The following is a 26,646-nucleotide window of genomic DNA, read 5'->3' on the forward strand; positions in this document are numbered from 1 at the left end:
ACTTTATGAAAACGTCTTTTACCATGCGCATCATTACTATGCACACCTCGTCTGGCCCTATTCGTGTTTCGTTGCTCATTGGAGCAATCGTTACGACGTTCCTGCTGACAGGCTGTGCATCCATCAGCCCAGACCTCGCGCAAGAGGAGACTGCATCGTGGCAAGAGGAGCCTTGCTTTCCTGTAGAACAGTTAAACGATGACGATCGTGCACTGGCCGACTCGCTTATGCGGGATGCCGTCAACTACCAGGCTCTGTACACGCTTGTGGGCGACTTGAAACCGATGAGTACGCTGGTGCAGAAACGATTTGCCCTGGCACGTCCCGACTCGGTAGTAGCAGGCGTGCGAGATGCGATGAAGGGGGAGGCAGCGCAAGCAGCCTATAACGATGCAGACCAACTGCACCGGGTGGCCGATGCGCTCTCCTGCGGGGCAGTCCAAACCGTCGTCGTTCCGTTCAACGCAACACGCGAGGGAAACCGCACCGTGCAGGCGCTTCTTGTGGATCAGCGCACTTTGGGACGCACACTGGAAGATGAGTCGCCCTTCTGGGGCCAGTGGGCCTTTACGCCGAATGCAGATCCAGCAACAATTATCACAACCGTAGAGCATGAGGCATCGCTCGACCGCTTCCGCGGATACGGATACCTGTTTGGATATCCCGAGCATGCCGTTACGTTTTTCGTGGAAGCGGCACGAACTGGGGAAGAGGAAGACACATTCGTTGAGCGTGACTTCTTCCACATTCCTACAGCAGAGGCGGAAACAAGCCGGTTCACGTATGCCGTGCCGGAAGGGTACGTGCCTGCCGAGCCAGACTCTACGATCCACCATCGGGCCATGGAAATTCTGAACCTGTATCGTGAGCGGCGTGCCCATCACAAGGAAGAGAACGACACACTGCAGCCGGTTGAACTACTGCGTGAATGGTACCGTGACAAACCTGAGCTTGACCCACGCCGTCCAGGCACAGAGTAAACCACTCAAAGATGATAGCGCTTGAAAGGGAGAACCACTGCCTCAACATTGATCTGTGAGAGAATGTAACCCGGCAATCCGCGCTGCACAGAAATAGAACTGGTGAACCTCTTATACGTCGAGCGGGGTTTACTGTCATCTATGCACTCGCACTCATCTATCTCCTTCAGCCCCATGCTACACCGAACCGTGTTGCTCCTTCTTCTTTCAGCGGCGATCGTCGTGGCAGGCTGTGCCGGAAATGACGATCTAGGCCCGATGCAGTCGCCTGATGGCGATCCGATTGTGGATGAGGACTTTCTAACGGCAACGATGTGGGATGATGGAAATGCCGAGATGGCCTTTTATCATGTCGAACGCAACCACACGCAATACGAAGAGGGCGTGTCGCAGTCTTTCATGGTGGGAAGCTACCTGGTCAAGCATGACTACAGCGTGGCCGATCAAACCAAAGCGGTTGGAGAGATGGATGGCGAGGCGGCGTTTAAGTATAGCCTGTTTCAGGAAATCGACGCGGGGTCATACGAACGCAAACAGAACTTCGTGGTCAACGCCCGGCAGTCCGATTTGCGTCCATTCAAAGAATCATTTACCAGTTACGATTGGTGTTCGAACATCTATCGCGAGTTAGCGGTGGATGCGTCGGGAAGCGCTTCGTTTATGATGCGCAGTGATGATTATGGCAACACCGATCGCACCTTCAATTACCAGATGGGCGCCTATACCCCAGCTCAACTGCCGGTTGTGATGCGTGCCCTTGCGTTCGATGATAACGACGAGCATGTCTTCCACGTAATGCGAGACGATGGCTCGTTTGTCCGTGCCACCGCCACCCGTGAAGCGACCGAAACAGTATCTCTGGAGCATCTCGAAGAAGAAGGCGAGCGGATCGCTGTGGAGTTCGAAGACGCCGTCCCCGGTCTGGTGACGGCGATGGATGTGTCTGAAATGACGTACTGGCGCAGCACTACAGACGATCGCACGCTTTTACGTGTGCGCGGCGAAGATGTCGAGTTTGAGATGAGTCTGGTAGAAACCCTGCGTACCGCCTACTGGGAAGAAGACATCTGGGAGCAGCTTGAGCATGTCGATTCTCATCCGTAAGCGCTGGTTGGCCGCTACGTCCAAAGACGCGGTACGTCCATACGGACATCAAACAGAAGCACTTCGCTGTCGGCTGTAGCAGCGAGGTTGAGCGCGTCGATGTGGGTAAGGCCCACGCCGTCGCCGGAGTGAAGGGTGAGGGTGTTGAGGGTGTCGGGGCTGGTTTCTATGGTGAGTTCGCCCTCAACCACCTGCACCCAGGCGCCGCGTCCGGCGTCAAGCGGATGCGTGGCGGTGTCGCCCGGAGCAAAGAGCCCGGCATATACGAACGCATCCGTGTTAATCGGCATTGTGCCTTCGCGTCCATCAGGCGAGACGTAGCACCGAAACTGCCCTTGACGCTCGGCGGGCGTATACTTCTTTTGTCCATAGTAGAAGTCGGTCCCCGCGCGATCAGGCACAAACCACATCTGGTAGTTGTGCTCGACGGTGTCGTGCAGGTTTTCTTCGGAGTGGATCATGCCGCGGCTTCCGGCGCTGATGAGCTGCATCTCGCCCGCGTTCACCTCGGCGGTGTGGCCCTGGTCGTCGCCGTGGGTGAGTGTGCCCGAGGATACGTACGTCAGGATCTCGGCATCGCGATGTGGATGCGCGCCAAAGCCTTCGTGGGGCTGGATGTGGTTCTCCACTATGACGCGCAGCGGGCCAAAGTGCACCCACTCGGGGTCGTGGTAGTTGGCGAAAGAGAACGTCATCCAGTTATCGGTCCAGCCCATGTCCTCAAACCCGCGCTCGTCGCTGCGGCGCAGGCGAATGGTGGGCGTGTTGGAGGCGGTGGTTGTGGACATAGCAGTACGGGGGCGAGCAGAGCGTATGATTTCTTGTGTTGCAACACACAAAAGGAGGGGTGGATTCCTTGTGTGGAGCCTGTTGCGTGTTGGTTACGTAATTCTTGTTCTGGATCGGAATGACTTGAAGGGAGGTATTTGCGACAGGTGCGACACGCCCCCAGCACCGCACTCGAACTTTCTGGCAAACTAAGACGCGGTGCTGGACAGCCCCCTTTTCAACTCGTACCCTGCATATCCATCTTTTGCCCGAATCTGTCTACTGTGTAATGCTCGACAAAGAACATGCGCTATGGAACGCTGGATATTCACGCATCGCCGGGTTGGATGAGGCCGGACGCGGCTGCTTGGCTGGTCCGGTGGTGGCGGCCGCGGTGATTTTGCCGCATGATGTGTCGCTGCCCACGGTAACCGATAGCAAAAAGCTCTCTGCGAAAAAGCGTATAACCGCCCGTGCAGCCATCGAGGAGCAGGCCGTTGCCGTGGCAGTAGGTATCTGCTCGCCCGAAGAAATTGACCGTTGGAATATCCTACAGGCGGCGCTCCGGGCCATGCAGCGCGCCACCGACGACTGCGTGCCCCGCCCCGACTATCTGCTCATTGACGGCAATAAATCTTTCAACGACCCGCCGTGTCCGCACGAGGCAGTTGTAAAGGGAGATGCCACCAGCCTTTCTATTGCCGCGGCGTCCATCATTGCCAAGACCGAACGCGATGCGATGATGCACGCGCTGCACGAGGAGCATCCCGAGTACGGGTGGGACAGCAATGTGGGGTATCCCACCAAAGCCCATTACGCTGCGCTGGATACCCATGGCACGACCCCGTATCACCGGCAGTCGTTTAAGCTGTCGCGTAGCGGGTGAGTTTGGGCCATAGATCGCCGGGAACGCAAGCGGTCCCCGGCTATGGGTTTGACTCATCTCGTGCCGTTCTGTAGCCCGGGATCAGGAGCGAAGCGGATATCCCGGGCGGCCATTGAACCACGCTAAACACGTACTCAAGACCTGTCAGATCAGATCTCTACCCGATACAAATCCTTTCTAGAGTTTGTAACCCTTCACGAACAGAGCGTTACCCACCGCTACTCATCCGGCCCGTCTACAATTTCGATTTCGATCTCTGCCACGCCCGCGTCGATCATGTTCAGCGCTTCGGCAGCGCTGCGCGAGAGGTCAAGGATACGCTCCTCTTTCTGGGGACCGCGATCGTTGATCATGACGGTGACGGTATCTTCTGTGAAAGGGCGCGTCACCTTTACATAGGTGCCAAACGGAAGCGTGCGGTGCGACGCCGTGAGGGCATCCGGATCGTAGGGTTGCCCGCTCGCGGTGGGGTTGCCAGCCAGGTCATCCGCATAATAGCTGGCCTGTCCAGTGGTGCGAAGCGTATCGGGCGATGTTTGGGCATACACGGCAGAGGCGCCAAGCCCTGCGGTTACAACCAGCGCGAGTGCAGCCCCCCAAAAGAGGCGAATCAGATGGTTCATGCGTGACATCCAGTTTAGAGAAACGAAGGATAGAAACAGCGCGCGTGGGTAGCTACCACGAAGAAGCGCCGCCGTTGGTCGAAGATGCGTCCTGGTCGTTGCTACCGTTCACGATTTCCAGCGTCACCTCGGCAAGGCCATCATCGATCATGTTGATCTCGCGGGCTGCACGACGCGACAAGTCAATCACGCGCCCATCCACAAACGGCCCCCGGTCGTTGATGCGCACAACTACCGAAGCCCCTGTATCGACGCGTGTAACGCGCACCTCCGTATCAAAGTCGAGTGTGCGATGCGCTGCCGTCAACGCCTCAGGGTCATAGGTTTCGCCGTTGGCCGTGGTGCGCCCGGCAAACTCATCGCCGTAAAAGCTGGCAATGCCATCAGGTGTCTCGGCCACCTCAGAGGGCGGTGCGGTGCAGGCCGTTGTAACAAGCAGCAGACCGGCCATCAAGACAACACGAATAGAAACAGGCATACACAATACCAGCGGTGACCAAAAACAAAAAGTGCCAGGGCGTGCCGAACATAGGCTGGACATTGAGCACCCGTCCGAGTCAACCAAGTCAATCAAACGAACACGCAACTACCACGCCAGGACATTCGTATTTTACAATCCGAATTACTCAATCACAACCCTGATCTTCATGACACGTCGTGAGTTAGCCGTGCAGGGCATGGATTGTGCCGGATGTGCACGGAGCGTGGAAGGAGCGGTCCAACAGGTTGATGGTGTTGCAGGGGCCCAGGTGCGTCTGTTGAGCGGCAAAATTGTTGTCGATGCCGAAACGGGCCGGGATCCCTGGGCCAATGTCGAATCCGCCATTACACGCGCGGGGTACGAAGTGGCCTCTGCAGATACGCCTGAAGTGACTCAATCGCACACGCGTCGCTCGTTCGGGCTGTTAGCCGGGGTGGCGGCTGTTGTACTCGCGCTGGCTGTGCTTGGCCACGGACTCGGCGTGTTTCACTGGATCGAAGACACCATTCCGGCTCCCCTCGGCTGGTTGGGCACACTGGCGCTGGGCTACCCCGTGTTCAAAAAAGTGGCCGCAGCGACCTGGAATCGAAACGTCATTGCCCACACGCTCATGACCGTGGGCGTTATCGGCGCATTGGCCACCGGAGAGTGGGTCACAGCACTCATCATTGTCATTTTTATGCGGTTGGGCGATTACGTAGAGTCGTTCACCACCAACCGGGCTCGTGGCGCCCTGCGTTCGCTCATGCGCCAGGCTCCGCAAGAAGCGCGCGTTATTCGGGGAGATGCAGAGCGCACCATCTCTGTTGAGGCCGTACGTCCTGGCGATACCGTTGTGGTACGCCCCGGCGAAACGATCCCCGTCGATGGCACCGTGATTGGCGGACATGCCACCATCAACCAGGCGGCCATCACGGGCGAGAGTATGCCCGTAGAGGCCACCGAGGGCGCCTCCGTGTTTGCCGCCACCGTAGCCCAGGGCGGCCATTTGCGCATCCGGGCCGAAGACACCGGCACCGATACCACGTTCGGACGCGTCGTGCAGATGGTTGAGGAGGCCGAGGCCCATCAGGGCCGCATGCAACGCTGGGCCGATCAGTTTTCGGGATATTACTTGCCGTTTGTCGCGGTGGTAGCAACCGGTACGTATCTCATTGGCGGGAGCGTTATGGCCACGGTGGCTGTGCTCGTGGTGGCGTGCTCGTGTGCATTTGCGCTGGCTACGCCCGTTGCCATGCTGGCCGCCATTGGCACCTCGGCACAGCGCGGTCTTCTCATCAAGGGCGGCAAATACCTTGAGCGACTGGCCCAGGCCGATGTGCTTCTGATTGACAAGACCGGCACGCTCACGCTGGGCGAGCCGCAGATCACCGAGGTGGTACCGCGTAACGGATACGCTGAGGACGAACTGCTGCGCCTGGCTGCTGGAGCCGAGCACTACTCCGAGCATCCGCTGGCTGCAGCTGTGCGACACGCCGCCCATGCACGCGGCCTCACCGCATCTACGCCCAGCGACTTCGAGGCCCTCCCCGGACGCGGCATCCGCGCGCAGGTGGAGGCGCGCACAGTGGTGGTGGGTAACGCCAACCTTGCCGCCACCGCTGACCTGCCCGACCTTCCGACCGACCAAACTCCGCTGTATGTGCAGGTGGATGGCACCCTGGCCGGCTGGCTCCTCGCCGCCGATGCCGAGCGAGCCGGCGCCGTGTCGGCTCTGCAAGCATTGCGGGATCGTTTTGATCACATCGAAATCCTCACAGGCGACCGCCCTGCCGCCGCTGCCGCTGTCGCCGAGCGCACCGGCGTATCGTACCAAGCCGAGTTACTTCCTACTGATAAGATTGAGGCCGTACGGGCGCACCAGGCCGCCGGGCACACCGTCGTGATGATTGGCGACGGCGTCAACGATGCGCCGGCTCTGGCACAAGCCGATGTGGGCATTGCGATGGGCGGCATTGGCACCGATGTAGCCATTGAAGCGGCTGATGTCGTACTTATGCGTGAAGACTGGGCTCTCGTACCCATGCTCTGCACCACCGCCGACCGTGCCATGGGCGTCGTTAAAAGCAATCTGATGCTGACCGCTGTTTACAACGTGGTTGCGTTGTCCGCAGCAGCCGGCGGTGCTCTTCCCCCTGTTCTGGCAGCTGCCATGCATTCGATTCCCGACCTGGGCATTCTGGCGAACTCCTCACGCCTGCTCCGCCAATCGCCTGATGCGTAGCGCGATGAGTTTCGGGGCCGTGTCATTACGAGCGAAGCAAAACGCCTTGGCCACAGCGAGAAAGTGTTCGTTCGCTACCGCTCACAGCGCCACGTCAGCCGCAAGTGCCCTCCTCGCGATGAAAAGGTTGGCTCATACCATTCAGTGTGACGAAGCCCTATACTGTTTCTCCTTCTTTCCTTTGTAGCCACTCCTTCCAAGTAACGATACCCTTTCGATTTTCGGGGGTGATGTTCTTCCCATTTCGAAATGCACGAGCCACTTCTCCCGGAAATGGAAGCCGAAAGATGCTTTTAGACTTCTGTTTTAGCTCCATCCACTGATCTGAAAAATAGCGGAGGGTGCTAATTTCGGGCCCTCCAAACTCAGGCAATCGACCCGTATCTCCCGCCTGAAGATGTTCTACGATTTGATTGGCGACCTCTCGGGAATCGACAGGCTGTGCTTGAAAATCCGTCGGTAAGAATGTAATGAGTGGGAAACGCATGGCGGCTGCAATCAGCTGGTACACCAGCGAATGAAATTGCGTCGCTCGAAGGATAGCATGCGGAACATCAGCTTCTTTAATCGCCTGCTCCGCCAACAATTTGTGACGGTAATAGCTAAACGGTATATCCTCAATACCTACGATTGAGGGGTACAAGAAGAGATCTACGCCAGCTTTCTCAGCTGCCTTAAGCATACGTTTCGTTCCACCAACGTCTACCTTTTTTGATCGTCGTCCAGGGCTTGTCGCTGCATGCACGACAACATTCACTCCGTTTACAGCATCGTTGATTCCATCACCAGTTGATATATTGCCTTCGCTCCACGCTATGCCTCGACCAGCATCATCCGGCTGAGGTCTACGACTTAAGATTCGTATGGAGTCTACTTTGCCTCTCGCTGCATCCACAAATGCACTGCCAAGCGTACCGGTACCGCCCGTAATTAGAACTTTCATGGGTGCTGCTTTCTGATGAAAGGCCTCTAATGACGCTATCAGCATAGCGTTTCAAACATGAAAACGTTACGTTGACGCTTGTAAAACAGCATTGAAGAATTTTTGTCTCGGTACCAGAGTTCAACGTTTGCTACTATCAAGTGACGCTCTGATCCTGTCAAGCATAGATGAGCACATAATCTATTCAACTTCTCTCTGCCCTGGACACAAAAAAACGGGACGCCCCCTGAAGGAAGCGTCCCGTTAACGATCTAATCCCTAAGCAGCCACGACAGGCACCTAAAAGTCCATGTCGCTCATGTCAGGCATGCCGTTGCTGCCTTTGTTCTTCGACGGACGGCTGGCAATGACCGATTCGGTGGTGAGGAGCAATCCGGCAATCGAGGCCGCATTCTCAAGCGCACTACGCGCAACCTTCGTCGGGTCGAGAACGCCCTGCTCAAGCAGCGGGCCGTAGATGTCGGTGCGCGCGTTGTAGCCGAAGTCACCTTCGCCTTCTTTCACGTGCTCCACGACGAGTGAGCCCTCAAGGCCGGCGTTCGAGGCAATCTGGCGGAGCGGCTCTTCGAGGGCGCGGCGCACGATCGAGATCCCAATCTTCTGATCCTGGTTCTCTACGTCGAGAGTGTCGAGAGCGTGCAAGGCACGGAGGTAAGCCACACCGCCTCCGGGCAGTACGCCTTCTTCGATGGCCGCACGCGTGGCGTGGAGCGCATCCTCAACGCGGGCTTTCTTCTCTTTCAACTCCGGTTCGGTCGCTGCACCCACTTTCAGCACCGCTACGCCACCGGAGAGCTTCGCAAGACGCTCTTGCAGCTTGTCGCGGTCGTAGTCTGAGGTCGCGTTCTCGACCTGCTGACGGATTTGGTTTACCCGTGCCTTGATCTGGACCTCTTCACCCGCGCCATCCACAACCGTTGTCGTGTCTTTGTCAATTGTGATACGGCTGGCTTGGCCGAGATCGTTGAGCGTGGCGTTTTCAAGACGGTAGCCTTTCTCCTCACTGATAACGGTGCCGCCGGTGAGGACCGCCAGGTCTTCGAGCATGGCCTTGCGGCGATCACCAAAGCCAGGCGCTTTCACTGCAGCCACTTTCAGCGTGCCACGCAGTTTATTCACCACGAGCGTGGCGAGGGCTTCGCCTTCGATGTTCTCCGCGATGATGAGCAACGGATTGCTCGTCTGCGCGACCTTCTCCAGAATCGGAAGCAGGTCGTTCATCGACGCGATCTTCTTATCGTGGATCAGAATCCGCGCGTCTTCGAGGTTCGCGACCATGTTATCGGAGTCGGTCACGAAGTAGGGCGACAGGTAGCCGCGGTCGAACTGCATGCCTTCCACGACGTCCAGTTCGGTGTCGAGGCCCTTTGCTTCCTCTACCGTAATGACGCCGTCTTTGCCGACGCGCTCAAACGCATCTGCAATAAGTTCGCCAATAGCAGTGTCGTTATTGGCTGAGATCGTAGCGACCTGACTGATGTCTTGCTTGCCGTCCACCTCGCGGCTAAGCGCGCCGAGTTCCGCCACCACAGCCTGCACAGCCTGGTTAATTCCGCGCTTCAGATCCATCGGGTTGGAGCCGGCGGTTACGCTACGCAGCCCCTGCGTCATGATGGCTTGGGCAAGCACGGTGGCTGTAGTGGTCCCATCGCCCGCGATGTCAGAAGTCTGTGAGGCGACTTCTTTGAGCATCTGCGCGCCGATGTTTTCGAGGCGATCTTCAAGTTCAATTTCTTTGGCGACGGTGACGCCGTCTTTCGTGACGGTCGGAGCACCAAAGGACTTCTCAATGAGTACGTTGCGGCCTTTTGGGCCAAGGGTAACCTTTACCGCGTTGGCAAGGGTATCTACGCCACGCTTCAATGCATTGCGGGCCGTGGTGTCAAAAACGATTTGCTTCGACATAGGAGTTTGATATATGGTATGTTGTGGGTTGGGGAAATCTCTGGAGAGGACCGCGTGGTACCCTTCGCTAATCAGTGAGACGACCCAGGAGGTCAGACTCTTTCATGATGAGCAACTCGTCGTCGCCAATCATGACATCGGTGCCGGCGTACTTGCCGTAGAGCACGCGGTCGCCTTCGTGTACACTCATTTCAACGTGTTTGCCATCTTCAGTGCGGCCGGGGCCTACAGCGATAACGGTGCCTTGCTGCGGCTTTTCTTTGGCGGTATCGGGAATAAACAGTCCGCTTGCAGTTTGTTCATCGGCAGGAATTGGACGAATCGCGACGCGGTCGCCCAGGGGTTTGAACTTGGACATAGGGATACGGGGTGATTATTTGTAGAGGTACATGGTTTGTGCAAAGCGGCCAAAACACAAACTCGGCCTGCAGCACTTCAAATTGCCCGCAAAGCAATCCAAGTACCAATGTGAAATGAACCGTTTTGATTTGCAGAAACTGCACACAAAGAGGGGCGTGAGGACCGGCGGCAGTCAGGGTGGCAGGACGGAAGGACTCGGATAGATATGCGTGCTGCCAGAATGCCCTGTCACCGTGGCATTCTCATTTCGGAGAGCGCAGCGGCTAGGTAGCGAAGGACAAATTGTCGGGTTCATCCTTCTGATTATTCGTGAGCAGTGCGTGTTTCTTCGGTGAGGGCCTGTAGCGCTTTGATTTGTCGCTGTTCGCGCTGATCCTTTTTGTGGAGGGTAGGAGGGGCAACGCGCTCCTGACATTGATCGGCGGTGAGTGGGCAACGCTCGCACGTAAGATTTACCGTCATGCGTTCTACGGCGGGGTCGTTCGCAAAGCGGACCTGCGATCGGAACGTATCGTCAAGCAGAAAGCCGATGGATACGCAGGAGTTGGTGGTGGGCTTCAGGGCCAGCGGGCGGGCGGTGGAGAGGGTGAAGAACTCGGCATCGGTGTTCAGGAAATACGACCGTTGTGCTCGAATCGTGGGTGGCGCCACTTCGGGGTCGTGGGGGTGCGCGCCATTGGACTGCGCGGCGGAAAGGTCTTTGAGCAGTTGAATGGCGGGCCACCGCTGACAGTAGTGTTCGCGTAGGCCAATGCCGTGGGGTACGGGGATGCCTGACAGGTTCAGAATCTTTGTGAGGTGGTAGTCGGGCGAGCCCTGTTCGTGGTGGAAGCGCAGGAAGAAAAACGCATCGAGGTCGAAGTGGTGCGGGATGAGTTGGGTAAGACGGTAGTAGAACATTTCGGGCGTGGCCTCGAACCGCTCCATCTGCGCATGCAGTGCCGCGCCTTCGTCCCACGCGGGCATGTCGAACCAGTCGTGCAGGGCGTGCAGCAGTGACGGTTCATCGATAAGCAGCGCTCCGGCGACGTAGGAGGCTTTGAAGTTGTTGAGGACCTGCTCGAACGACTCGGCGCGAATCCACGAGGAGGTGCGGGCGCGCTCGTCGGCTTCGAGGGTCAGGTAACCGAGCTCGCGGGCATAGATAAACGCACGCTGAATGGGCATCAGGTCGCCGTTTACATAGAGCGTGGGGCCCGCCTCGGGCACGTACACTGATCGGAAAGGATGCAGATCGGGGTGATCGGGCAGCCGGTCGAGGTTGATGGTGTAGCCATGGTCGTTTTCGAGGACGGCGCGCAGCGTATCGTGAGAAATAGCCGTGCCCGGTGCCCAGTCGTGGGCGTCGCGGAGGGCGTTGGCTTCAGCTTCCAGGTCGGGGAAGTAGTTGTTGTGCAACTGCTGGTAGGAGCGCAGCGCAGCAAACAGGAAGTGCTCGACCTGCATGTCGTAGGTGCGCCCGACCTCTAAGAACGTACGGATGAGCGCGCCTGCTCGCGAGGGCGCGTCCGACACCAGCGAAAACACATCGTGCGGGGCGAGCCCGAACAGCTCAAACGGAAACTCCTGGATAAACGACGAGCTGAACATCTCTTTGAGCGGGTCCAGCTTATCGTCTACGTTGAGCGACACAAGGTCGTCGTACGGCACATCGAACGCCTCGGCGAGCGCGAGCAGCTTGTCTGGGTTTGGATACTTCTTGCCTTTCTCGATCTCGCTTAGATACGACATCGACAGGCCCGAGCGCTCCGAGATTTCTCGCAGCGAGGCGTTTTCCTCTTGCCGCAGCGTACGCAGCTTCAGACCAAGAATGAAGCGCAGGTTTTCAGGACGAATGGCCATGGAGGCAGCAGGATTGGTGGGCAGAAGCGCCGGATCCAATTATTCGCTGCTAGCGAAGTTTCTTTAAGCAGCTGTGAATGCTCCAAAAGTGGACCTGATAATATCCTCTGGTAGCGAAATTTCGCTTGACAGGTAGTTTCGCAGTTCATATACATGGTAGTGCATTCATGATCGACACCCAGGGGCCAAACCATACAGCACGTTATGTCTACTGCATCGCTCGACGTTCAACCGTCAACTACTACATGGACCAAACTCGCCGACGGCGTTGAAATCAATGAGGCGGCGCTTACATCGCAGGCCAGGGCGCTGCTCACCGATGAGGTGGTGGCTTTGCTTGCGAAGGCGCACCGCCGCTTTGAGCACGAACGCCAGACGCTTCTTGCCGCGCGCCGCACCCGCCAGGCTTCCTACGACGATGGCGCCGTGCCCGGATTTCTGCCCGAAGAGGAGCATCCGGAGGCGCACACCGACTGGCAGGTGAATCCGCTCCCCGAGGATCTGCTGCAGCGCCGCGTGGAGATCACCGGCCCGGTCAACGACCCGAAGATGGTGATCAACATGCTGAGCCGCACCGACGACGGGCACCGGGCCGATGCTGCGATGCTCGACTTCGAGGACGCCATGAAGCCCACCTGGCCCAACGTGATGCAGGGCGTGCAGAATGTGAAAGAAGCCGCCGAGGGCACGCTTAGCTTCACAAAGACCGACGCCGACGGGAACGCGCTCAAGGAGTACGCCATCAATCCCAGCGACATGCCACTCCTGATGGTGCGGGTGCGCGGCTTGCACCTGTACGAGTCGAACCTGCTCGTAAACAATATCCCCGTATCGGGCGGACTGCTCGACCTGGTGCTCACGGCCTACCATACGGCGCAGACGCTCATCGATCAGGGCAAGACGCCGAAGTACTACATCCCGAAGGTTGAGCACTACGAGGAAGCCCGCTGGTGGAATACGGTACTGTCTTTTGTAGAGAAGGAATTGGGCATTGACGACGGCACCATCAAAACTACGCTCCTGATTGAGACGCTGGGGGCAGCCTTTCAGATGGAAGAGATCCTCTACGAGATGCGCACGCATGCGGCGGGGCTGAACGGTGGGCGCTGGGATAAGATTTTTAGCGACATCAAGGTGCTCAAAACACACGACGATCGCATCATGGCCGACCGCAACTCCATCGGCATGAACCGGTCGTGGATGTCCAACTACGTGAAGCAGCTCATCCGCGTCTGCCATACCCACGGCGCATTCGGCATGGGCGGCATGGCGCCGCAAACGCCCGGACGTACCGAGGAAATGCGGAAGCAGCAGGTCGAGAAAGTGGTTGCCGACAAAGAGTTTGAGGCGTCGATTGGACACGATGGCTGCTGGGTGTCCCACCCGTACTTCATCGGTCCGGCGATGAAGCCGTTCGACGAAAAGCTCAACGAGAAGGGAGCGACGAATCAGCTCGATGTGATTCCCGACCTGCCCGACCAGCCCGACCTACTCCCCAAATCCACCAGTCCGAAGACTCTCGACGGCGTGCGTGTGAATGTGCGTGTGGCCATTGGATACATGCAGGGCTGGGGCAATGATTATGGATGTGTGGCGTGGGACAACCGGATGGAAGATCTGGCCACCTTCGAGATTTCGCGTGCCCAGGTGTGGCAGTGGCTCCACCACGAGGTCACCCTCGACGATGGCACCGAGGTTACGCCCGCGCTGGTAACCCGCATCTTCGACGAAGAGATTGCCGTCATCGAATCTGAAGTCGAGGACGCCATGGAGGGCGCCTCCGACGAAGCCATCGAAGAGATGTGTGCATCCTTTCGGGTGGCACGAGCCTGTGCCGAGGATATCTTCCTTGAAGATCAGTTCCGCGCGTTTCTGACGTGTGCCTCCGAACGCTTTGGCGACGAGGCTCACAAACAGACGCTGCTTGAAGAAGACTCTTGTGTGTAGGCGCAGGGGCTAAGTAAGATGAGCAAAAGAACCTTTGATTATGTCATTGCGAGGAGCGCCAGCGACGCGGCAATCTTGTGCCTTCAAACGGGGTGACACTGCCCAATCGCAAAGCATGAGATCGCACCCCAGGAGTACTCGGGCTACGCCCAGCGCCGCGTCGGTCGCAGGCTCCCTCCTCGCGATGACAAGGTGTAAACTTCTTGTTGACTTACTTAGACGCCCTGTATTCCTACGGCCCGGTTGAGCCTGTCAGCCCTCCCGGTTCCGAGTAGCGAACCCCACCAACCAATCATCGACTTGTCCAGAAACGGACATCACCTTACCACGAGGTACTATTATGAAAAACTCAACCCCCTTATCCAACGAAGCGCGTATTGAGGCGCTGGAGCAAGACTGGGCCAGCAACCCCCGCTGGGAGGGCATCAAGCGCGAGTACACCGCCGAAGATGTGATTCGCCTGCGCGGCTCCTTCGATATGTCGTACACCCTCGCCGAGCGAGGCGCCAACCGCCTGTGGGACTTGCTTCACAACGAAGACTACGTGGCGGCCCTGGGCGCGCTCACCGGCAACCAGGCCATGCAGCAGGTCAAAGCCGGACTAAAGGCCATCTATCTGAGCGGCTGGCAGGTCGCGGCCGACGCTAACCTGTCGCGCCAGATGTACCCCGACCAGAGCCTCTATGCTTCGAACAGTGCGCCCGATGTGGTGCGCCGCATCAACAACACGCTGAAGCGTGCCGACGAACTGCATCACGCCGAAGGCCAGGGCGACGACACCTACTGGATGGCCCCCATCATGGCTGATGCCGAGGCCGGACACGGCGGTGTGCTGCATGCCTTTGAACTCATGAAGTCCATGATCGAGGCGGGCGCCGCAGGCGTGCATTATGAAGACCAGCTGGCTGCCGAGAAGAAGTGTGGCCACCTGGGCGGTAAGGTGCTCATCCCCACGCAGCAGTTTGTGGAGGTGCTTACTAGCGCCCGTCTGGCTGCCGACGTGATGGGCGTGCCTACGCTCATTGTAGCCCGCACCGATGCCGACAGCGCCACCCTCCTGACCAGCGACGTCGACGAGCGCGACCGTCCGTTTATCACGAGCGAGACGCGCACCAGCGAAGGCTTTCATCGCATCTCAGGCGGACTGGAGATGGCCACCGCGCGCAGCCTGGCGTATGCACCGTATGCCGACTTGCTCTGGTTTGAAACCTCGAAGCCCGACCTGGCGGAAGCGAAGGCCTTTGCCGATGCCATTCATGAGCAGTATCCCGGCAAGATGCTGGCCTACAACTGCTCGCCCTCGTTCAACTGGAAGGCGCACCTCGACGACGCCACCATCGCCGCCTTTCAACAGGAGCTGGGCAAGATGGGCTATGCGTTCCAGTTCATCACGCTGGCAGGCTTTCATGCCCTGAACCACAGCATGTTCACGCTTGCGAAAGGCTACAGCGAGCACGGCATGACAGCATATTCTGCGTTGCAGCAGTCCGAGTTCGAAAGCGAGGCCGACGGCTATACGGCTACGAAGCACCAGCGCGAGGTGGGCACCGGCTACTTCGATACCATCAAGAACACGATCACCGGCGGCCAATCGGAAACGGCTGCCATGAAGGGCTCGACCGAGGAAGCGCAGTTTGCGTGAGCCGATTCCTCTGCGTGCTTGCGATCAAGAATCACGGAACGGGGTGCTCCGAATCGGTGGAGCACCCCGTTTTTGGTTGTAGGCTGGATGTGGTGGCGTGTCAAACCTGAAAGCTAGTGTACCTGGACAGCGAGGTGCCCATCGCGGTGGAGTTTGTTTGGCTTTACGAAAGAGACAAGGTCTGTATGATGCCCCACAAACCATATGTCATGGTGAGCGCAGCCGAACCATCTCCCCGACGCTCAGCAGGCTCTGATCGATCGAGCGGCCCTGCTCATGTCGAGGGAGATCTTTATTCGCTACGCTCATCAGTCGCTTCGCTCGTGTCAGGACTCCGCGTCTCCTAGGCGGAGCCGCTCCGCTCAAGATGACAACATAAAACGGGGGCGTTGTGCACCCAAACAATCAGGTGTGACAGACCCGTGGCAGCTATTGAGGCAGCGTCACATCCGCCAGTTCGGCTTCGACTTCTGCACGGCGATCCTGTAGGAACGGCGGCAGCATCAGTTTCTCACCAAGCGCATCCGTTGATTCGTCATGCAAGAACCCAGGCGGATCGGTCGCAATCTCGATGTTGATACCGCTTGGCGAGCGGAAATAAATGGAGTGGAAGTAGTTACGGTCTTTCATCGTGGTGGGCGCATATCCCGCCTCGGTAAGCGCAGCACGCAGTTCTTCCTGGTGGTCGTCATCGTGCGCCCGAAAGGCCACGTGATGCACCGTGCCATAGCCCCAGCTTCCCTCATGCATATTGGGTTCGTTGTACACGTCTATGTACCGGGCGTGTGTAGCATCGGGAGCCACGTAACGCGTCCAGTCGCCATCCTGCGGTGTGGGTTCGTAATCGGCCTCCTCATACCCCAGAGCCTCAAGCACGTCAAACGCGTCTTGTGCATTGTTGGGATGCAACGTGACGCTATGAAACCCACGGAGGGCATGCTCAGCGGGCACATCGTAGCCATCCCATGGCGTTACCGTTTCCGCGTGACGGGTGTCGCCAATGAGTTCGAGGGGCTGCCCGTCGAACGCATGCAGCCGGATGACGGGCGCTCCGAAGCGTTCGGTGAGCGGATAGGTTGTTACTTCGTGCGCTGCGAGCCGCTTCTGCCAGTAGGGCACGGAATCTTCCGGAATGGCAAACGCTGTCGCGGTGGCCTGTCCGCGTCCAACTTGGCCTTGCTGGATGCTGTTATGCGGCTTGAGTGTCATGACTGTGCCCGGTGTGCCCACCGCATCAGCAAAGTAAAAGTGATACATGGTGGGCCCGCGAAACGCTTCCGAGGGATTGTTGAACAGCACGGTTTGCTTCACCAGGCGCAGCCCCAGCACGCCGCTGTAAAAGTCAATGCTGCGTTGCGGGTCATCTGCATACGCAGTTACGTGGTGCAAGCCAGGAACAGAAAGAGACATAAGCACACGGAAAGTATTAAGAGAGCAATCGTAACGGGTTACGTAAAGATGCAGAGCGAGTGACCATAAATGCAATTCGAGGCGTCCCTGTCCTTTTTTCATGGTGCGCGACGGCCCATTAGCTGATGTGCGGGGGCACCGGCTCAGAAATACTATAACAGGGCGTGTGTTCTAACAGCCTCTAAGCACGCCGATAGAGGCGTTTCTACCGTACGCATGGGTAGAAACGTGACTGCAACGTACCGAAGCAGGCGCCTCATCACTGCCCTTCTTGCTAAGAAACGAAACAAAACCGTATCAGCCGACACTAAACAGTGGATTTATGCCCTTTTGATGACCGGTGTAGTGCTCTTTTGGCGCATTGGGCATTATACTTGTTAATTGTAATTACCCGGGCTCCTATCATGGATCTGCTTTTTATACCTTCTATGACTGCTACATTTCTTCTTATCGCATTCTGCTGGCTTCTTCCTCTAACCGTGATAGGATGGTTGTATGTTCGGGATGTGTTCAACGCCCCCTCGATGCAGCGCACCCCGTCAGAAACGACCCAAACCCCAGTCGAAGTTACTCTGGACGACGCTTCGTGGATGGCTGTGGCCGAGGACGTAGTCCATGTGCCAGCGACTACCCGGGTGTACCGCGTTGATGTGGCCGAAGGGCGCGCTGTGGTACGTGTCCACACTCCCAATGGTACGACCACCTACCGAGAGTGCACTTGGTTCTTGAACTGAACCGTCTTCCAGGCGCAATATGCCACCTCACACGTACCTGTGGCGTAGCGCTACGGTGTATACAGATCGTGGTTGGCCCTCGTGTATTGGACGTGCCAAGTTCAAAGGAAGGGCGCTAAGATCCGTCCGCCCCACGTGTCGATGGACCAATGCCCCTCCGCGTCGCCACGCTTGCTGGGACGTTTCAGCATCCCCAATCCACCCTACCTGGTTTCTTTATCTCGGGGGTACGTTGGACGCAGGGTAGGGATAAGTAGGGGAGCTCGCCTCCGGTTGCGTTGTGCATAAGCCGTAAGGTAACGAAGAGGGTGCAGATAGAAGACCTGGACACGGCACTGTGCGCTGCGGAGTCTGTATGTAAGGTGTTCTCCACGTGCACGTACCAAGCCAGCGTCTTTTTGTCCGTATGACCACCTCGCTCCGCACTCGGCTTTCGACGCTGGCTAAAGCCGGGCTTGCTGTGCTCGTTGTGGGGGCGCTTGTTCTGTACGTAGACCCCCAGGCCATGGCAGCTACCATTCGGGCTGCCAACCCGTGGCTGTTGGCGTTATCTGTGGCAATGGTGATACCCAATCTATGGGGCAATGCACGCGCCTGGGCGGCCCTGATGTCGCCCCTTATGCCGCAGATGGAGCGCCGTACACTGTGGCGAGCAGTGCTGGCTGGATTTGCCGTGGGGTTCTTCACCCCGGCACGCATCGGCGAATACGCGGGCCGCGCATTCAGCGTGGCATATCCCAACAAATGGTCCGTTACGGCGACCGTATTGCTGCAACGCCTTATCGATTTGGTCATCGGACTGTGGGGGGGTACCGTTGTGCTGGTCTATGTGTGGCACACCGGATGGCTGCCGCGTGAGGTCGGGTGGGGCATTGGATGGGGCGTCGTACTCATCGGCGGAATCGGCTTTGCCGCATTCGTAACTGCCGGACTGCTTGCTCCGCGGACGATGCTTCGTCTCGCCAAAAAATTGCCATCGCGGTGGATGGCGTGGGGCACGCATCTGTCCTTTCTAAATCGGCTATCCAAACGAGCCACCGTCCTCGCCTTTGGCTGGTCTGCCATGCGATATGGCGTTTTCATTGCACAGATGGCTGTGCTCGTCATCGCTTTTGACGCCAGCGTAGCTCTGGGACCTGCGCTGGCCGGTGCCGCACTGGCCTACTACATTCGCTATCTCATTCCGTCCATTACCCTGATGGACTTAGGGATGCGCGAAGGAGCCGCCGTTTTTTTCTTGCCATTCTTCGGAGCCGATCCGGCAGCAGCGCTTAATGCCGCCCTGGTCGTGTTCGCGCTCAACATTGCTGCCCCTTCACTCGTAGGAGCCGTGTTTTTGCGTGGCTTATCCTTCACCCACGATACGGTGCCTGTACAGCAGGCCGCGCCCTCACCATCCTCAGACTCCCCTCCACCCGCTGCATGACTTCTTCTGCCCTGTGGCTGCTCGTTTCCATTCCTCTTGCAGTGTACGTGTGTGGTATGGCTGCCCTTGCATACGGACGGAGCCGTAGCGCAACGCTTCCTACCGACGCTACGGTGCCCGACTCGATTTCAGTGGTTGTACCCGCCCGCAATGAAGGCGCCACCATTGGAGACTGCCTTTCGGCATTGCAGAATCAAACGCTCCCCGAGCACACCACGCTGCAGATCATCGTTGTTGACGATCACTCCGGCGATGCTACTCGCTCGAAAGCACGAGCCCGCCTCAACACAGCCGTGCCCGCAGGCGCCGACCACTCCGAGACGGCTGCCGATCATCGTGTGTATTGCCTGCCTGCCGAGCACGGACGAGGCAAAGAGGCCGCTGTAGCATATGGCAGCACACAAGCAACCGGCGAGGTGGTGCTGGTGGTCGATGCCGATTGCGTGCCCGAATCCACCTGGGCCGCGACCATGGCCCGCGCTTGCACTGCCGATACCCCGCTGGTCTGTGGCCCCGTGCGATACGACATCGATGACGAACTGTGGATGGAGCGCTTCCAGGCGCTGGAATTTCTTGGGCTGAATGCGTACGGCGCCGGTACAGCCGGGCTGGGCGTGCCAACCATTTGTAACGGGGGCAATATGGGGCTGCACCACTCCCTCGTCGAGGCCCTGCCCCCCGATCAACTCGCCGACCAACTCGCTGCCGACGAACTCTTGCTGCAGCACGTAGCCTATCGCACCGAACACCGCGTACGCTACGTGTGGCACGAAAAGGCTCGCGTGGAAACAGCCCCTGCCTCATCGTGGCGCGCCTTCTGGAACCAGCGCAAACGGTGGGCCCACGCGACCCGCTCCTACCACCCCATTCCGTGGCTACTCTCCGCCGCTATCCTTATCGTGCATGCCGCACTGATTGGAGCCGCCGCTGTTGGGCTCTCCGATCCCGATGCGCTCTCCCAACCGGCTGTAGCCGGACTCCTCGCCAAAATGGGCGCCGATCTGCTGCTGATTCTGCCGGCCTCTCACACGGTAGACCACCGTAACCTGATGCGCTCGTTCATTCCAGCCTCGCTGCTGCAACTGGTCTACGTTGTGGGCGCTGCGCTGCACGGCGTGTTTGGCGCCATCCGATGGAAAGGCCGTACCGTCTCCGAGTAACACGCCGTCGATTCCTCCACGCCGCCTCTGCACACATGCTCCCTCTGCCCGCATCGCATAGCTGGCTGCCCTGGTGGGCCAGCGTCGGAACGCGTCCACTGCGGCCCTTCGTTCCCGCTACCTGGTGGCGCCTGAAGAGCCCGCCTACTCATCCACCAACTGCTTACCTGACCTTCGATGATGGGCCCACTGCCATCGCAACTGATCCGCTGCTTCGGCTCCTCGACCAGTACAACGCCCGCGCCACCTTCTTCGTAATCGGACACCATGTGGCCGCCCATCCGAATCGTACGCGGCGGATTGTAGAGGCTGGGCATCGGCTTGGCAATCATACGTTTACCCATGTGGACCCGTGGCGCCACGATCATGCAGTGGTAACCAGCGAGCTTGAGCGCACAGCCGAAGTCATCGCATCCACTACAGGCCAGCATGTCCGGCTGATGCGCCCGCCGTACGGCCATCTCACCCCGGCGCTATGCCGCTGGGTAGATGCACGCGGCGGACGCGTTGTCATGTGGGATGTGATGCCCGCCGACTTTCAGCTGCAGGCCTCGCCCTCCTCTGTAACGCGCTTTACCACCGCCCACCTGCGGGCCGGCAGCATCGTTGTGCTGCACGACAACCCCATGACCGAGCCCGTCACGCTCAGTGCTGTCGAAGCCATTCTTCGCTGGGGATGCGCTCGCGGATGGCACTTTGCGGCGCTTCCGCTTCCGAACGACACCGCCACGAGTTGACTTTGCGGGCGCTGTGCTCGTAGTTTGAAGCCAATATGCCCTCCTCTCGTTTTACCTACTCGTGCTCATGACTGCTTCCCTGCGCTGGATCGCGCTCATCCTGTTGGCAGCACTGCTTCTGGCCGGATGTGATAACGACGCCCCCGCCGACCCTGATGCAACCGATCCTGATACAACCGACGCGATGCCTGCCGACACTGTCGAAACGAATGATGTGGATGCTATCGAATCTCCCGAGGCTGCTCCTGATTCCGATGCCCCGTTTGAGCGGCGCGGACTGGATTATGTGCTCACGGAAACCGACGAGCAGGTCGTTGATGGCGTTGGCACACTTGGGTTCACTTTGATGAATCGCATTGCTAACATCCCTAGTCACGCCGCCGGACACTTGATATCGCCGTACAGCATCCAGCTGGCCTTTGCAATGGTGCTGCACGGTGCTGAAGACGAAACCCGTGCCGAGATGGAGGAGGTGATGGGACTTGCGAATCTGGACACCGAGGCGGCCCTTGGCAGTCTAAGCAGTCTGAGTGCTGCGCTCGAAGAGCTTGATGAAGACGTAACACTGCGCATGGCCAATCAAATCTGGTATGATGCTGAGGCGGGCGTCCGCGATGCGTTTTTGGATACCAATGCCTCCCATTTTGGCATGACGCCCGAAGCGGCCGACTTTAGCGACCAGGATGCGCTGGCCGACGCCATCAATGCATGGGTCAGCGAGCAAACGGAAGGCCGCATCGATGACATTGCGCAGCCGCCTTTTGCGCGCGATCTGGCTCTCATGCTTGTGAACGCACTTTACCTGGATGCGGCCTGGACCCTTCCATTCGACGACGCACAGACCGAAGCGCGCCGATTTACGCGCGCCGACGATAGCACCGTCTCCGTTCCTATGATGCGCTTCGACGAGCAGTCCGAAGCCGATGGACTGGACGTGATCGGCCATGCCCAGGGCGACGATTACGAGGCGGTGAGCCTTTACTACGGCGATGCCAGCTTTCGAATGACGCTCGTGCAACCCGATGCCGATATTGCACTTATCGACTGGTTGAATGCGATGGATTGGGCCACCTGGCAAGACCTCACCGCTTCTCTCCAAAATCGCACACGGGTAACGCTGACTATGCCGACATTTGAGATGGAGTATGCGGTAGAGGACTTTGGCGAGCAGATGCAAGCACTGGGGATGGCACGCGCCTTTACGCGCGACACCGCCCAGTTCAACATCGCGGAAGCTCCGATGTACCTCGCGGCCGATGCCACGCGGCACCATACCTACATCCGCGTGGATGAAACCGGCACCGAAGCTGCTGCAGCCACGGCCGTCGGCGTGGGGGTAACAAGCATGCCCCGCCAGGTTGAAGTCGTCCTTGACCGTCCGTTTTTCTACGTAATCCACGAAGAAGACTCCGGCCTGCCCCTCTTTATGGGCACCATGATGGATCCGTCTGAGGCTGCTGTACAGTAGGCCATGTCTTTGCTGTACCGACACGAGAGACGGATCGACCGAGAGACAGGGTTGCCACGTCCAGTGCACGTGGGACGTACGTGTTTAGCGATATGCCACAGATCGCCGGGGACGCAAGCGGTCCCCGGCTATGGATTTTGCTCACATTGCGCCGTTCCGTAGCCCGGGATCAGGAGCAAAGCGCTGGGAGCACCGCGACCGAGTACTCCTGGGGTGCGGATATCCCGGGCGGTCATTGTACCACGCTAAACAGATACGACAAGGGGGAGCACTACACGATTCTGTAGGCCGATTGATGGACTGATGGAGCGCAGCGAAATAGAGAGAGGGTCGACCGAGACGAAGCTGCGGAATCCAGTCGCCTCATCACTTAGCGTCTATCCACTACCCAGTGCTTTACTCCCCCACACGCATCTCTCCACGAAAACCGCGCAAACCCGGCTGCGGGCAGAAACTAAACGTTACAGTGACGTAAGACGATAGCCACGACTCATCCGACTCTTTACACCATTAGCTATGCGTCATGCCTGATCCCCGTGCGCTAACCAATGACCCTTTCGACGCCCGTGATACGTTTGACACGGGGTCGGGAGAGGCTTATCTATACCGGCTTAGTGCCCTCGAAGATGAAGGGTACGAGCTCGATCATTTGCCCGTCTCCATTCGTGTTTTGCTGGAGTCGATGCTCCGCGAGTGCGATGGCACGATGATCACCCAAGACGACGTTCGCCGCTTCGCCCAGTACGACCCGAGTGCGCCTGCCGAAGAAGAAATCCCGTTCGTGCCGTCGCGCGTGCTGTTGCAGGATTTCACTGGCGTGCCCGCTGTGGTTGACCTTGCAGCGCTCCGTTCTGCTATGGAACGCCTGGGTGGCGATCCGAACGAGATCAACCCTCAGGTGCCCGTACACTTGATCATTGATCACTCCGTGCAGGTTGATCACTTCGGCACCACCGAAGCGATCCAGCTGAACTCCGAGATCGAGTTTAAGCGCAACCGCGAGCGTTACGAGTTTCTGCGGTGGGGCAGCGAGGCATTTGAAAACTTCTCGGTGGTTCCGCCCGCCAGCGGCATCTGTCACCAGGTCAATCTCGAATACGTAGCCCGCGGCGTATGGACGCGTCCTACGAATACGGGAATCGATCTGGCGTATCCCGACTCGCTTGTGGGGACCGACAGCCACACCACCATGATCAACGGTCTGGGCGTGCTCGGCTGGGGCGTAGGAGGCATTGAAGCCGAGGCGGCCATGCTGGGCCAGCCCATCTACATGCTGATGCCTGAGGTGATCGGCGTAAACCTGACCGGTGAACTTGCCGAGGGCGCCACCGCCACCGATCTTGTGCTTCGAGCAACCGAGATGCTGCGCGAGTACGGCGTTGTGGGTCGTTTTGTGGAGTTCTTCGGTCCAGGCATGCAGACGCTCACCATTCCCGACCGTGCTACCATTGCCAACATGGCTCCGGAGTACGGCGCTACAATGGGCTTCTTCCCCATTGACGATGCGGCACTCGACTACATGCGCCGCACCAATCGCTCAGAGGAGCAGGTGCAGCTCGTGGAACGCTATACGAAGGAGCAGGGGCTCTTCCACACACCGGACACCCCAGCGCCCGAATGCCTTGATGTGTTGGAGCTGGACTTGAGCACCATCACACCCAGCGTAGCCGGACCGAAGCGCCCGCAAGACCGCATTGCGGTGCCGGAGTTGCCCGAGGAGTTCAACGAGTCGCTCACCCGCGAGGCGGGCCCCATTGGGTTTGGACTCAAGGAAGATGCGCTCGACAACACGGGAGCCTACAACGACGGCACCTACGAGCTCGACCTGAAGCACGGCGACACTGTCATTGCAGCGATTACCAGTTGCACCAACACCAGCAACCCGTCGGTAATGCTCGGCGCTGGCCTGATCGCCAAGAAGGCAGTCGAAAAAGGACTGACTGTCCCGCCGTACGTGAAGACCAGTCTTGCACCCGGCTCGAAGGTCGTTACCGAGTACCTCGTGGAAGGCGACCTGATGCCATACCTCGACCAGCTCGGGTTTAACACAGTTGGATACGGATGCACCACCTGCATTGGTAACTCCGGTCCCCTCCCCGACGCCGTGGAGGAAGCCATCAAAGACGGCGACCTGATTGTAAGCGGCGTGCTCTCTGGTAACCGCAACTTCGAAGGCCGCATCCACTCGCTCGTGCAGGCCAACTATCTGGCTTCACCGCCCCTCGTAGTTGCGTATGCATTGGCTGGCACTGTCGATATCGACCTGACTGAAGATCCGATTGGCACCGACAACGCCGGTGATCCGGTCTATCTTGAAGACATCTGGCCGACAAGCGACGAGATCAAGACCATGATCGATGAGGTCGTGAAGCCTGAGTTCTACAAGCAGGAGTACGAGGGCATCGAGGAGTCCAACGAGACGTGGAATAACATCTCGATCCCCGAAGGTTCGGTGTATGCCTGGGACGATGAGTCCACGTACATCCAGGAGCCTCCGTTCTTTATGGACCTGACGCCCGAAGTGCCGCCCATCGAGTCGGTTGAAAGCGCACGCGTGCTGGTGAAAGCCGGCGATTCGACCACCACCGATCACATCTCCCCAGCAGGGTCGATCCCTGAGGAGTACCCCGCGGGCAAATACTTGAAGGAGCATGGCGTGAAGCCGTATGCCTTCAACTCGTATGGTGCGCGTCGGGGGAACCACGAGGTCATGATGCGTGGTACTTTTGCCAACATTCGCATCAAGAACGAGCTGGTGCGCGATGAAGAGGGCAACGTGGTGGAAGGCGGCTTTACCCGCAACTTCCTGAACGACGGAGAAGTCACCACGGTGTTCGACGCGGCCATGGACTACATCGACAACGATGTCCCGCTCGTGGTGCTTGGAGGCAAAGATTACGGCATGGGCTCCAGCCGCGATTGGGCTGCGAAGGGGACCATTCTCCTTGGCGTGGATGCGGTGATCGTGGAAAGCTACGAGCGTATCCACCGCTCAAATCTGATCGGCATGGGCGTGCTGCCGCTGCAGTACAAAGAGGGCGACACCGCTGAGTCGCTCGGACTCGACGGTACCGAAACGTTCGACATTCCGCTCGATGATGATCTTGAAGCGGGCCAGGACGTGGAAGTGATCGCCACCAAAGAAGACGGCACGGAGATCCGCTTTACGGCGGTGAACCGCTGCGATACGCCGGTTGAGGTGGAGTACTACCGCCACGGCGGTATCTTGCACTATGTGCTGCGCGATTACTTGAGCAACGCGCCGGTTGCTGCGTAACACACACAGCACCTGCTGTGCACGCAACATCACAAACGCCCCGCTTGTCCTGATGGACGGCGGGGCGTTTTTATGTGTGTGGGACGACTTTGTCAGGGCAGATTCCCGGCTATGGGGTTTCTTGGCCCTGGATCAGAAGCGAAGCGGATATCCCGGTCGATCTACCAAAAGCCATCAAGCAGGGACAAGGCGGGGATCAGTGCGATCCAGAATTAGCTTGAGCGTGATGATAAGCAGCAGCACGGCTACTGGGATCATCACCTGAAACACCGTGATGAAGAGCGATGACACCTGCAATCCAAGAATCAGCACGATAGCGGGTGCGCAGCAAGCACCTCCAGCCAGCAGTCCGGGAATGCTGGCGAGCACGCCGGTAGATCGGTTGAAGCTACACGCCCGTGGCTGTTTGTAAGCAATGTAAGTGATCATCAGGTTCAGACCGACGAGCAATGAAAGCACGGCGCCAATCAGAATGTTGAGGGGCGAGATTAAAACCGTGATATCGGGCACGGTTAGACGGGCAATGGCCTCAAAGGTAACGGTACCCGTCGCATCAAACATGCGGGTCCAGTCTACCGTCTGGAACTGAACGCCGCGTCCACCCAGCGAAATATCTTGCAGCGCAATCAGGAAGAGGACAAGGTATACCCCGCCAATCCCAAAGGTTAGCCACCGGTAGAACGGCTTCTGAAGGATGGTAGACAGTTTCTTCCAAAACGACATAGCTAC

General features: G+C 58.4%; 21 protein-coding genes. 12 read left to right on the forward strand and 9 right to left on the reverse strand.

Annotation, left to right across the window (positions count from 1 at the left end; genetic code table 11):
* The first annotated feature begins 5 nt into the window (after positions 1 to 5).
* Together ACZ5AL_RS04545 and ACZ5AL_RS04550 are read left to right on the forward strand one after the other, a co-directional pair.
* Positions 6 to 980, forward strand: coding sequence for a hypothetical protein (locus tag ACZ5AL_RS04545; RefSeq protein WP_464512471.1), 975 nt, complete (start codon positions 6 to 8; stop codon positions 978 to 980).
* Positions 981 to 1,154: 174 nt separating this feature from the next.
* A complete protein-coding gene (locus ACZ5AL_RS04550) occupies positions 1,155 to 2,084 on the forward strand; it encodes a hypothetical protein (protein WP_464512472.1) in 930 nt (309 codons plus the stop codon).
* Positions 2,085 to 2,098: 14 nt separating this feature from the next.
* Here the strand turns inward: ACZ5AL_RS04550 and ACZ5AL_RS04555 are convergent, their stop codons facing one another.
* Positions 2,099 to 2,872 (reverse strand): pirin family protein, encoded by a 774-nt coding sequence (locus tag ACZ5AL_RS04555; RefSeq protein ID WP_464512474.1) that lies wholly within the window; start codon positions 2,870 to 2,872, stop codon positions 2,099 to 2,101.
* A 269-nt stretch (positions 2,873 to 3,141) separates the two neighbouring features.
* Here ACZ5AL_RS04555 and ACZ5AL_RS04560 point away from each other — a divergent pair, with 269 nt between their 5' ends.
* Positions 3,142 to 3,738 carry a ribonuclease HII gene (locus tag ACZ5AL_RS04560; RefSeq protein ID WP_464512475.1) on the forward strand — a complete coding sequence of 199 codons (597 nt, stop codon included), beginning with the start codon at positions 3,142 to 3,144 and terminating at the stop codon, positions 3,736 to 3,738.
* Between the two features lie 218 nt (positions 3,739 to 3,956).
* Here ACZ5AL_RS04560 and ACZ5AL_RS04565 read toward each other — a convergent pair whose 3' ends face one another.
* Both ACZ5AL_RS04565 and ACZ5AL_RS04570 read right to left on the reverse strand, forming a co-directional pair.
* A complete protein-coding gene (locus tag ACZ5AL_RS04565; RefSeq protein ID WP_464512476.1) occupies positions 3,957 to 4,361 on the reverse strand; it encodes a septal ring lytic transglycosylase RlpA family protein in 405 nt (134 codons plus the stop codon).
* Positions 4,362 to 4,413: 52 nt separating this feature from the next.
* Complete coding sequence (locus tag ACZ5AL_RS04570; RefSeq protein ID WP_464512478.1) at positions 4,414 to 4,839, reverse strand: septal ring lytic transglycosylase RlpA family protein; 426 nt, start codon at positions 4,837 to 4,839, stop codon at positions 4,414 to 4,416.
* A 169-nt stretch (positions 4,840 to 5,008) separates the two neighbouring features.
* On the opposite strand from ACZ5AL_RS04570, the gene ACZ5AL_RS04575 reads away from it, so the two are divergent.
* Entirely contained in the window at positions 5,009 to 7,066 is a 2,058-nt protein-coding gene (locus ACZ5AL_RS04575; protein ID WP_464512479.1) for a heavy metal translocating P-type ATPase, read from the forward strand.
* A gap of 157 nt (positions 7,067 to 7,223) precedes the next feature.
* Here the strand turns inward: ACZ5AL_RS04575 and ACZ5AL_RS04580 are convergent, their stop codons facing one another.
* From ACZ5AL_RS04580 to ACZ5AL_RS04595, 4 genes are all read right to left on the reverse strand, one after another.
* A complete protein-coding gene (locus tag ACZ5AL_RS04580) occupies positions 7,224 to 8,054 on the reverse strand; it encodes an SDR family oxidoreductase (RefSeq protein ID WP_464512480.1) in 831 nt (276 codons plus the stop codon).
* 234 nt (positions 8,055 to 8,288) lie between these two features.
* The gene (gene groL / locus ACZ5AL_RS04585; RefSeq protein ID WP_464512482.1) at positions 8,289 to 9,914 is read right to left on the reverse strand and encodes a chaperonin GroEL; all 1,626 of its coding nucleotides are present in this window, start codon (positions 9,912 to 9,914) and stop codon (positions 8,289 to 8,291) included.
* Positions 9,915 to 9,981: 67 nt separating this feature from the next.
* On the reverse strand, positions 9,982 to 10,272 hold the full coding sequence (locus ACZ5AL_RS04590) for a co-chaperone GroES (RefSeq protein WP_464512483.1): 291 nt from the start codon (positions 10,270 to 10,272) through the stop codon (positions 9,982 to 9,984).
* A 305-nt stretch (positions 10,273 to 10,577) separates the two neighbouring features.
* The gene (locus ACZ5AL_RS04595; RefSeq protein ID WP_464512484.1) at positions 10,578 to 12,116 is read right to left on the reverse strand and encodes a helix-turn-helix domain-containing protein; all 1,539 of its coding nucleotides are present in this window, start codon (positions 12,114 to 12,116) and stop codon (positions 10,578 to 10,580) included.
* Positions 12,117 to 12,320: 204 nt separating this feature from the next.
* Between ACZ5AL_RS04595 and ACZ5AL_RS04600 the strand changes: the two genes are divergently transcribed.
* Together ACZ5AL_RS04600 and aceA are read left to right on the forward strand one after the other, a co-directional pair.
* Positions 12,321 to 14,063, forward strand: coding sequence for a malate synthase (locus tag ACZ5AL_RS04600; RefSeq protein ID WP_464512486.1), 1,743 nt, complete (start codon positions 12,321 to 12,323; stop codon positions 14,061 to 14,063).
* A 340-nt stretch (positions 14,064 to 14,403) separates the two neighbouring features.
* Positions 14,404 to 15,705 carry an isocitrate lyase gene (aceA, locus tag ACZ5AL_RS04605; protein ID WP_464512487.1) on the forward strand — a complete coding sequence of 434 codons (1,302 nt, stop codon included), beginning with the start codon at positions 14,404 to 14,406 and terminating at the stop codon, positions 15,703 to 15,705.
* A gap of 429 nt (positions 15,706 to 16,134) precedes the next feature.
* Here aceA and ACZ5AL_RS04610 read toward each other — a convergent pair whose 3' ends face one another.
* On the reverse strand, positions 16,135 to 17,115 hold the full coding sequence (locus tag ACZ5AL_RS04610) for a ring-cleaving dioxygenase (RefSeq protein WP_464512489.1): 981 nt from the start codon (positions 17,113 to 17,115) through the stop codon (positions 16,135 to 16,137).
* Between the two features lie 428 nt (positions 17,116 to 17,543).
* Here ACZ5AL_RS04610 and ACZ5AL_RS04615 point away from each other — a divergent pair, with 428 nt between their 5' ends.
* From ACZ5AL_RS04615 to acnA, 6 genes are all read left to right on the forward strand, one after another.
* Positions 17,544 to 17,849, forward strand: a complete 306-nt coding sequence (locus tag ACZ5AL_RS04615) for a hypothetical protein (RefSeq protein WP_464512490.1) — start codon at positions 17,544 to 17,546, stop codon at positions 17,847 to 17,849.
* Positions 17,850 to 18,255: 406 nt separating this feature from the next.
* Positions 18,256 to 19,275, forward strand: coding sequence for a lysylphosphatidylglycerol synthase transmembrane domain-containing protein (locus ACZ5AL_RS04620; protein WP_464512491.1), 1,020 nt, complete (start codon positions 18,256 to 18,258; stop codon positions 19,273 to 19,275).
* Positions 19,272 to 20,435: a glycosyltransferase gene (locus tag ACZ5AL_RS04625; protein WP_464512492.1), complete on the forward strand. Its 1,164-nt coding sequence runs from the start codon at positions 19,272 to 19,274 to the stop codon at positions 20,433 to 20,435. The genes ACZ5AL_RS04620 and ACZ5AL_RS04625 overlap by 4 nt, the downstream gene beginning before the upstream one ends.
* A gap of 35 nt (positions 20,436 to 20,470) precedes the next feature.
* The gene (locus tag ACZ5AL_RS04630; protein WP_464512494.1) at positions 20,471 to 21,172 is read left to right on the forward strand and encodes a polysaccharide deacetylase family protein; all 702 of its coding nucleotides are present in this window, start codon (positions 20,471 to 20,473) and stop codon (positions 21,170 to 21,172) included.
* 67 nt (positions 21,173 to 21,239) lie between these two features.
* Positions 21,240 to 22,640, forward strand: a complete 1,401-nt coding sequence (locus tag ACZ5AL_RS04635) for a serpin family protein (protein WP_464512495.1) — start codon at positions 21,240 to 21,242, stop codon at positions 22,638 to 22,640.
* Positions 22,641 to 23,163: 523 nt separating this feature from the next.
* Complete coding sequence (acnA, locus tag ACZ5AL_RS04640; protein ID WP_464512496.1) at positions 23,164 to 25,917, forward strand: aconitate hydratase AcnA; 2,754 nt, start codon at positions 23,164 to 23,166, stop codon at positions 25,915 to 25,917.
* A 174-nt stretch (positions 25,918 to 26,091) separates the two neighbouring features.
* On the opposite strand, the gene ACZ5AL_RS04645 is transcribed toward acnA, so the two are convergent.
* Positions 26,092 to 26,640, reverse strand: coding sequence for a hypothetical protein (locus ACZ5AL_RS04645; protein ID WP_464512498.1), 549 nt, complete (start codon positions 26,638 to 26,640; stop codon positions 26,092 to 26,094).
* Between the last annotated feature and the right edge of the window lie 6 nt (positions 26,641 to 26,646).

The sequence above is a fragment of the Natronotalea proteinilytica genome (genome assembly GCF_055379935.1).

What these genes read in the sequence shown, in the direction of transcription:
- ACZ5AL_RS04545 (WP_464512471.1), top strand. Translation starts at nt 6, where the DNA reads ATGAAAACGTCTTTTACCATGCGCATCATTACTATGCACACCTCGTCT.
- ACZ5AL_RS04550 (WP_464512472.1), top strand. Translation starts at nt 1,155, where the DNA reads ATGCTACACCGAACCGTGTTGCTCCTTCTTCTTTCAGCGGCGATCGTC.
- ACZ5AL_RS04555 (WP_464512474.1), bottom strand. Translation starts at nt 2,872, where the DNA reads ATGTCCACAACCACCGCCTCCAACACGCCCACCATTCGCCTGCGCCGC.
- ACZ5AL_RS04560 (WP_464512475.1), top strand. Translation starts at nt 3,142, where the DNA reads ATGCTCGACAAAGAACATGCGCTATGGAACGCTGGATATTCACGCATC.
- ACZ5AL_RS04565 (WP_464512476.1), bottom strand. Translation starts at nt 4,361, where the DNA reads ATGAACCATCTGATTCGCCTCTTTTGGGGGGCTGCACTCGCGCTGGTT.
- ACZ5AL_RS04570 (WP_464512478.1), bottom strand. Translation starts at nt 4,839, where the DNA reads ATGCCTGTTTCTATTCGTGTTGTCTTGATGGCCGGTCTGCTGCTTGTT.
- ACZ5AL_RS04575 (WP_464512479.1), top strand. Translation starts at nt 5,009, where the DNA reads ATGACACGTCGTGAGTTAGCCGTGCAGGGCATGGATTGTGCCGGATGT.
- ACZ5AL_RS04580 (WP_464512480.1), bottom strand. Translation starts at nt 8,054, where the DNA reads ATGCTGATAGCGTCATTAGAGGCCTTTCATCAGAAAGCAGCACCCATG.
- groL (WP_464512482.1), bottom strand. Translation starts at nt 9,914, where the DNA reads ATGTCGAAGCAAATCGTTTTTGACACCACGGCCCGCAATGCATTGAAG.
- ACZ5AL_RS04590 (WP_464512483.1), bottom strand. Translation starts at nt 10,272, where the DNA reads ATGTCCAAGTTCAAACCCCTGGGCGACCGCGTCGCGATTCGTCCAATT.
- ACZ5AL_RS04595 (WP_464512484.1), bottom strand. Translation starts at nt 12,116, where the DNA reads ATGGCCATTCGTCCTGAAAACCTGCGCTTCATTCTTGGTCTGAAGCTG.
- ACZ5AL_RS04600 (WP_464512486.1), top strand. Translation starts at nt 12,321, where the DNA reads ATGTCTACTGCATCGCTCGACGTTCAACCGTCAACTACTACATGGACC.
- aceA (WP_464512487.1), top strand. Translation starts at nt 14,404, where the DNA reads ATGAAAAACTCAACCCCCTTATCCAACGAAGCGCGTATTGAGGCGCTG.
- ACZ5AL_RS04610 (WP_464512489.1), bottom strand. Translation starts at nt 17,115, where the DNA reads ATGTCTCTTTCTGTTCCTGGCTTGCACCACGTAACTGCGTATGCAGAT.
- ACZ5AL_RS04615 (WP_464512490.1), top strand. Translation starts at nt 17,544, where the DNA reads ATGACTGCTACATTTCTTCTTATCGCATTCTGCTGGCTTCTTCCTCTA.
- ACZ5AL_RS04620 (WP_464512491.1), top strand. Translation starts at nt 18,256, where the DNA reads ATGACCACCTCGCTCCGCACTCGGCTTTCGACGCTGGCTAAAGCCGGG.
- ACZ5AL_RS04625 (WP_464512492.1), top strand. Translation starts at nt 19,272, where the DNA reads ATGACTTCTTCTGCCCTGTGGCTGCTCGTTTCCATTCCTCTTGCAGTG.
- ACZ5AL_RS04630 (WP_464512494.1), top strand. Translation starts at nt 20,471, where the DNA reads ATGCTCCCTCTGCCCGCATCGCATAGCTGGCTGCCCTGGTGGGCCAGC.
- ACZ5AL_RS04635 (WP_464512495.1), top strand. Translation starts at nt 21,240, where the DNA reads ATGACTGCTTCCCTGCGCTGGATCGCGCTCATCCTGTTGGCAGCACTG.
- acnA (WP_464512496.1), top strand. Translation starts at nt 23,164, where the DNA reads ATGCCTGATCCCCGTGCGCTAACCAATGACCCTTTCGACGCCCGTGAT.
- ACZ5AL_RS04645 (WP_464512498.1), bottom strand. Translation starts at nt 26,640, where the DNA reads ATGTCGTTTTGGAAGAAACTGTCTACCATCCTTCAGAAGCCGTTCTAC.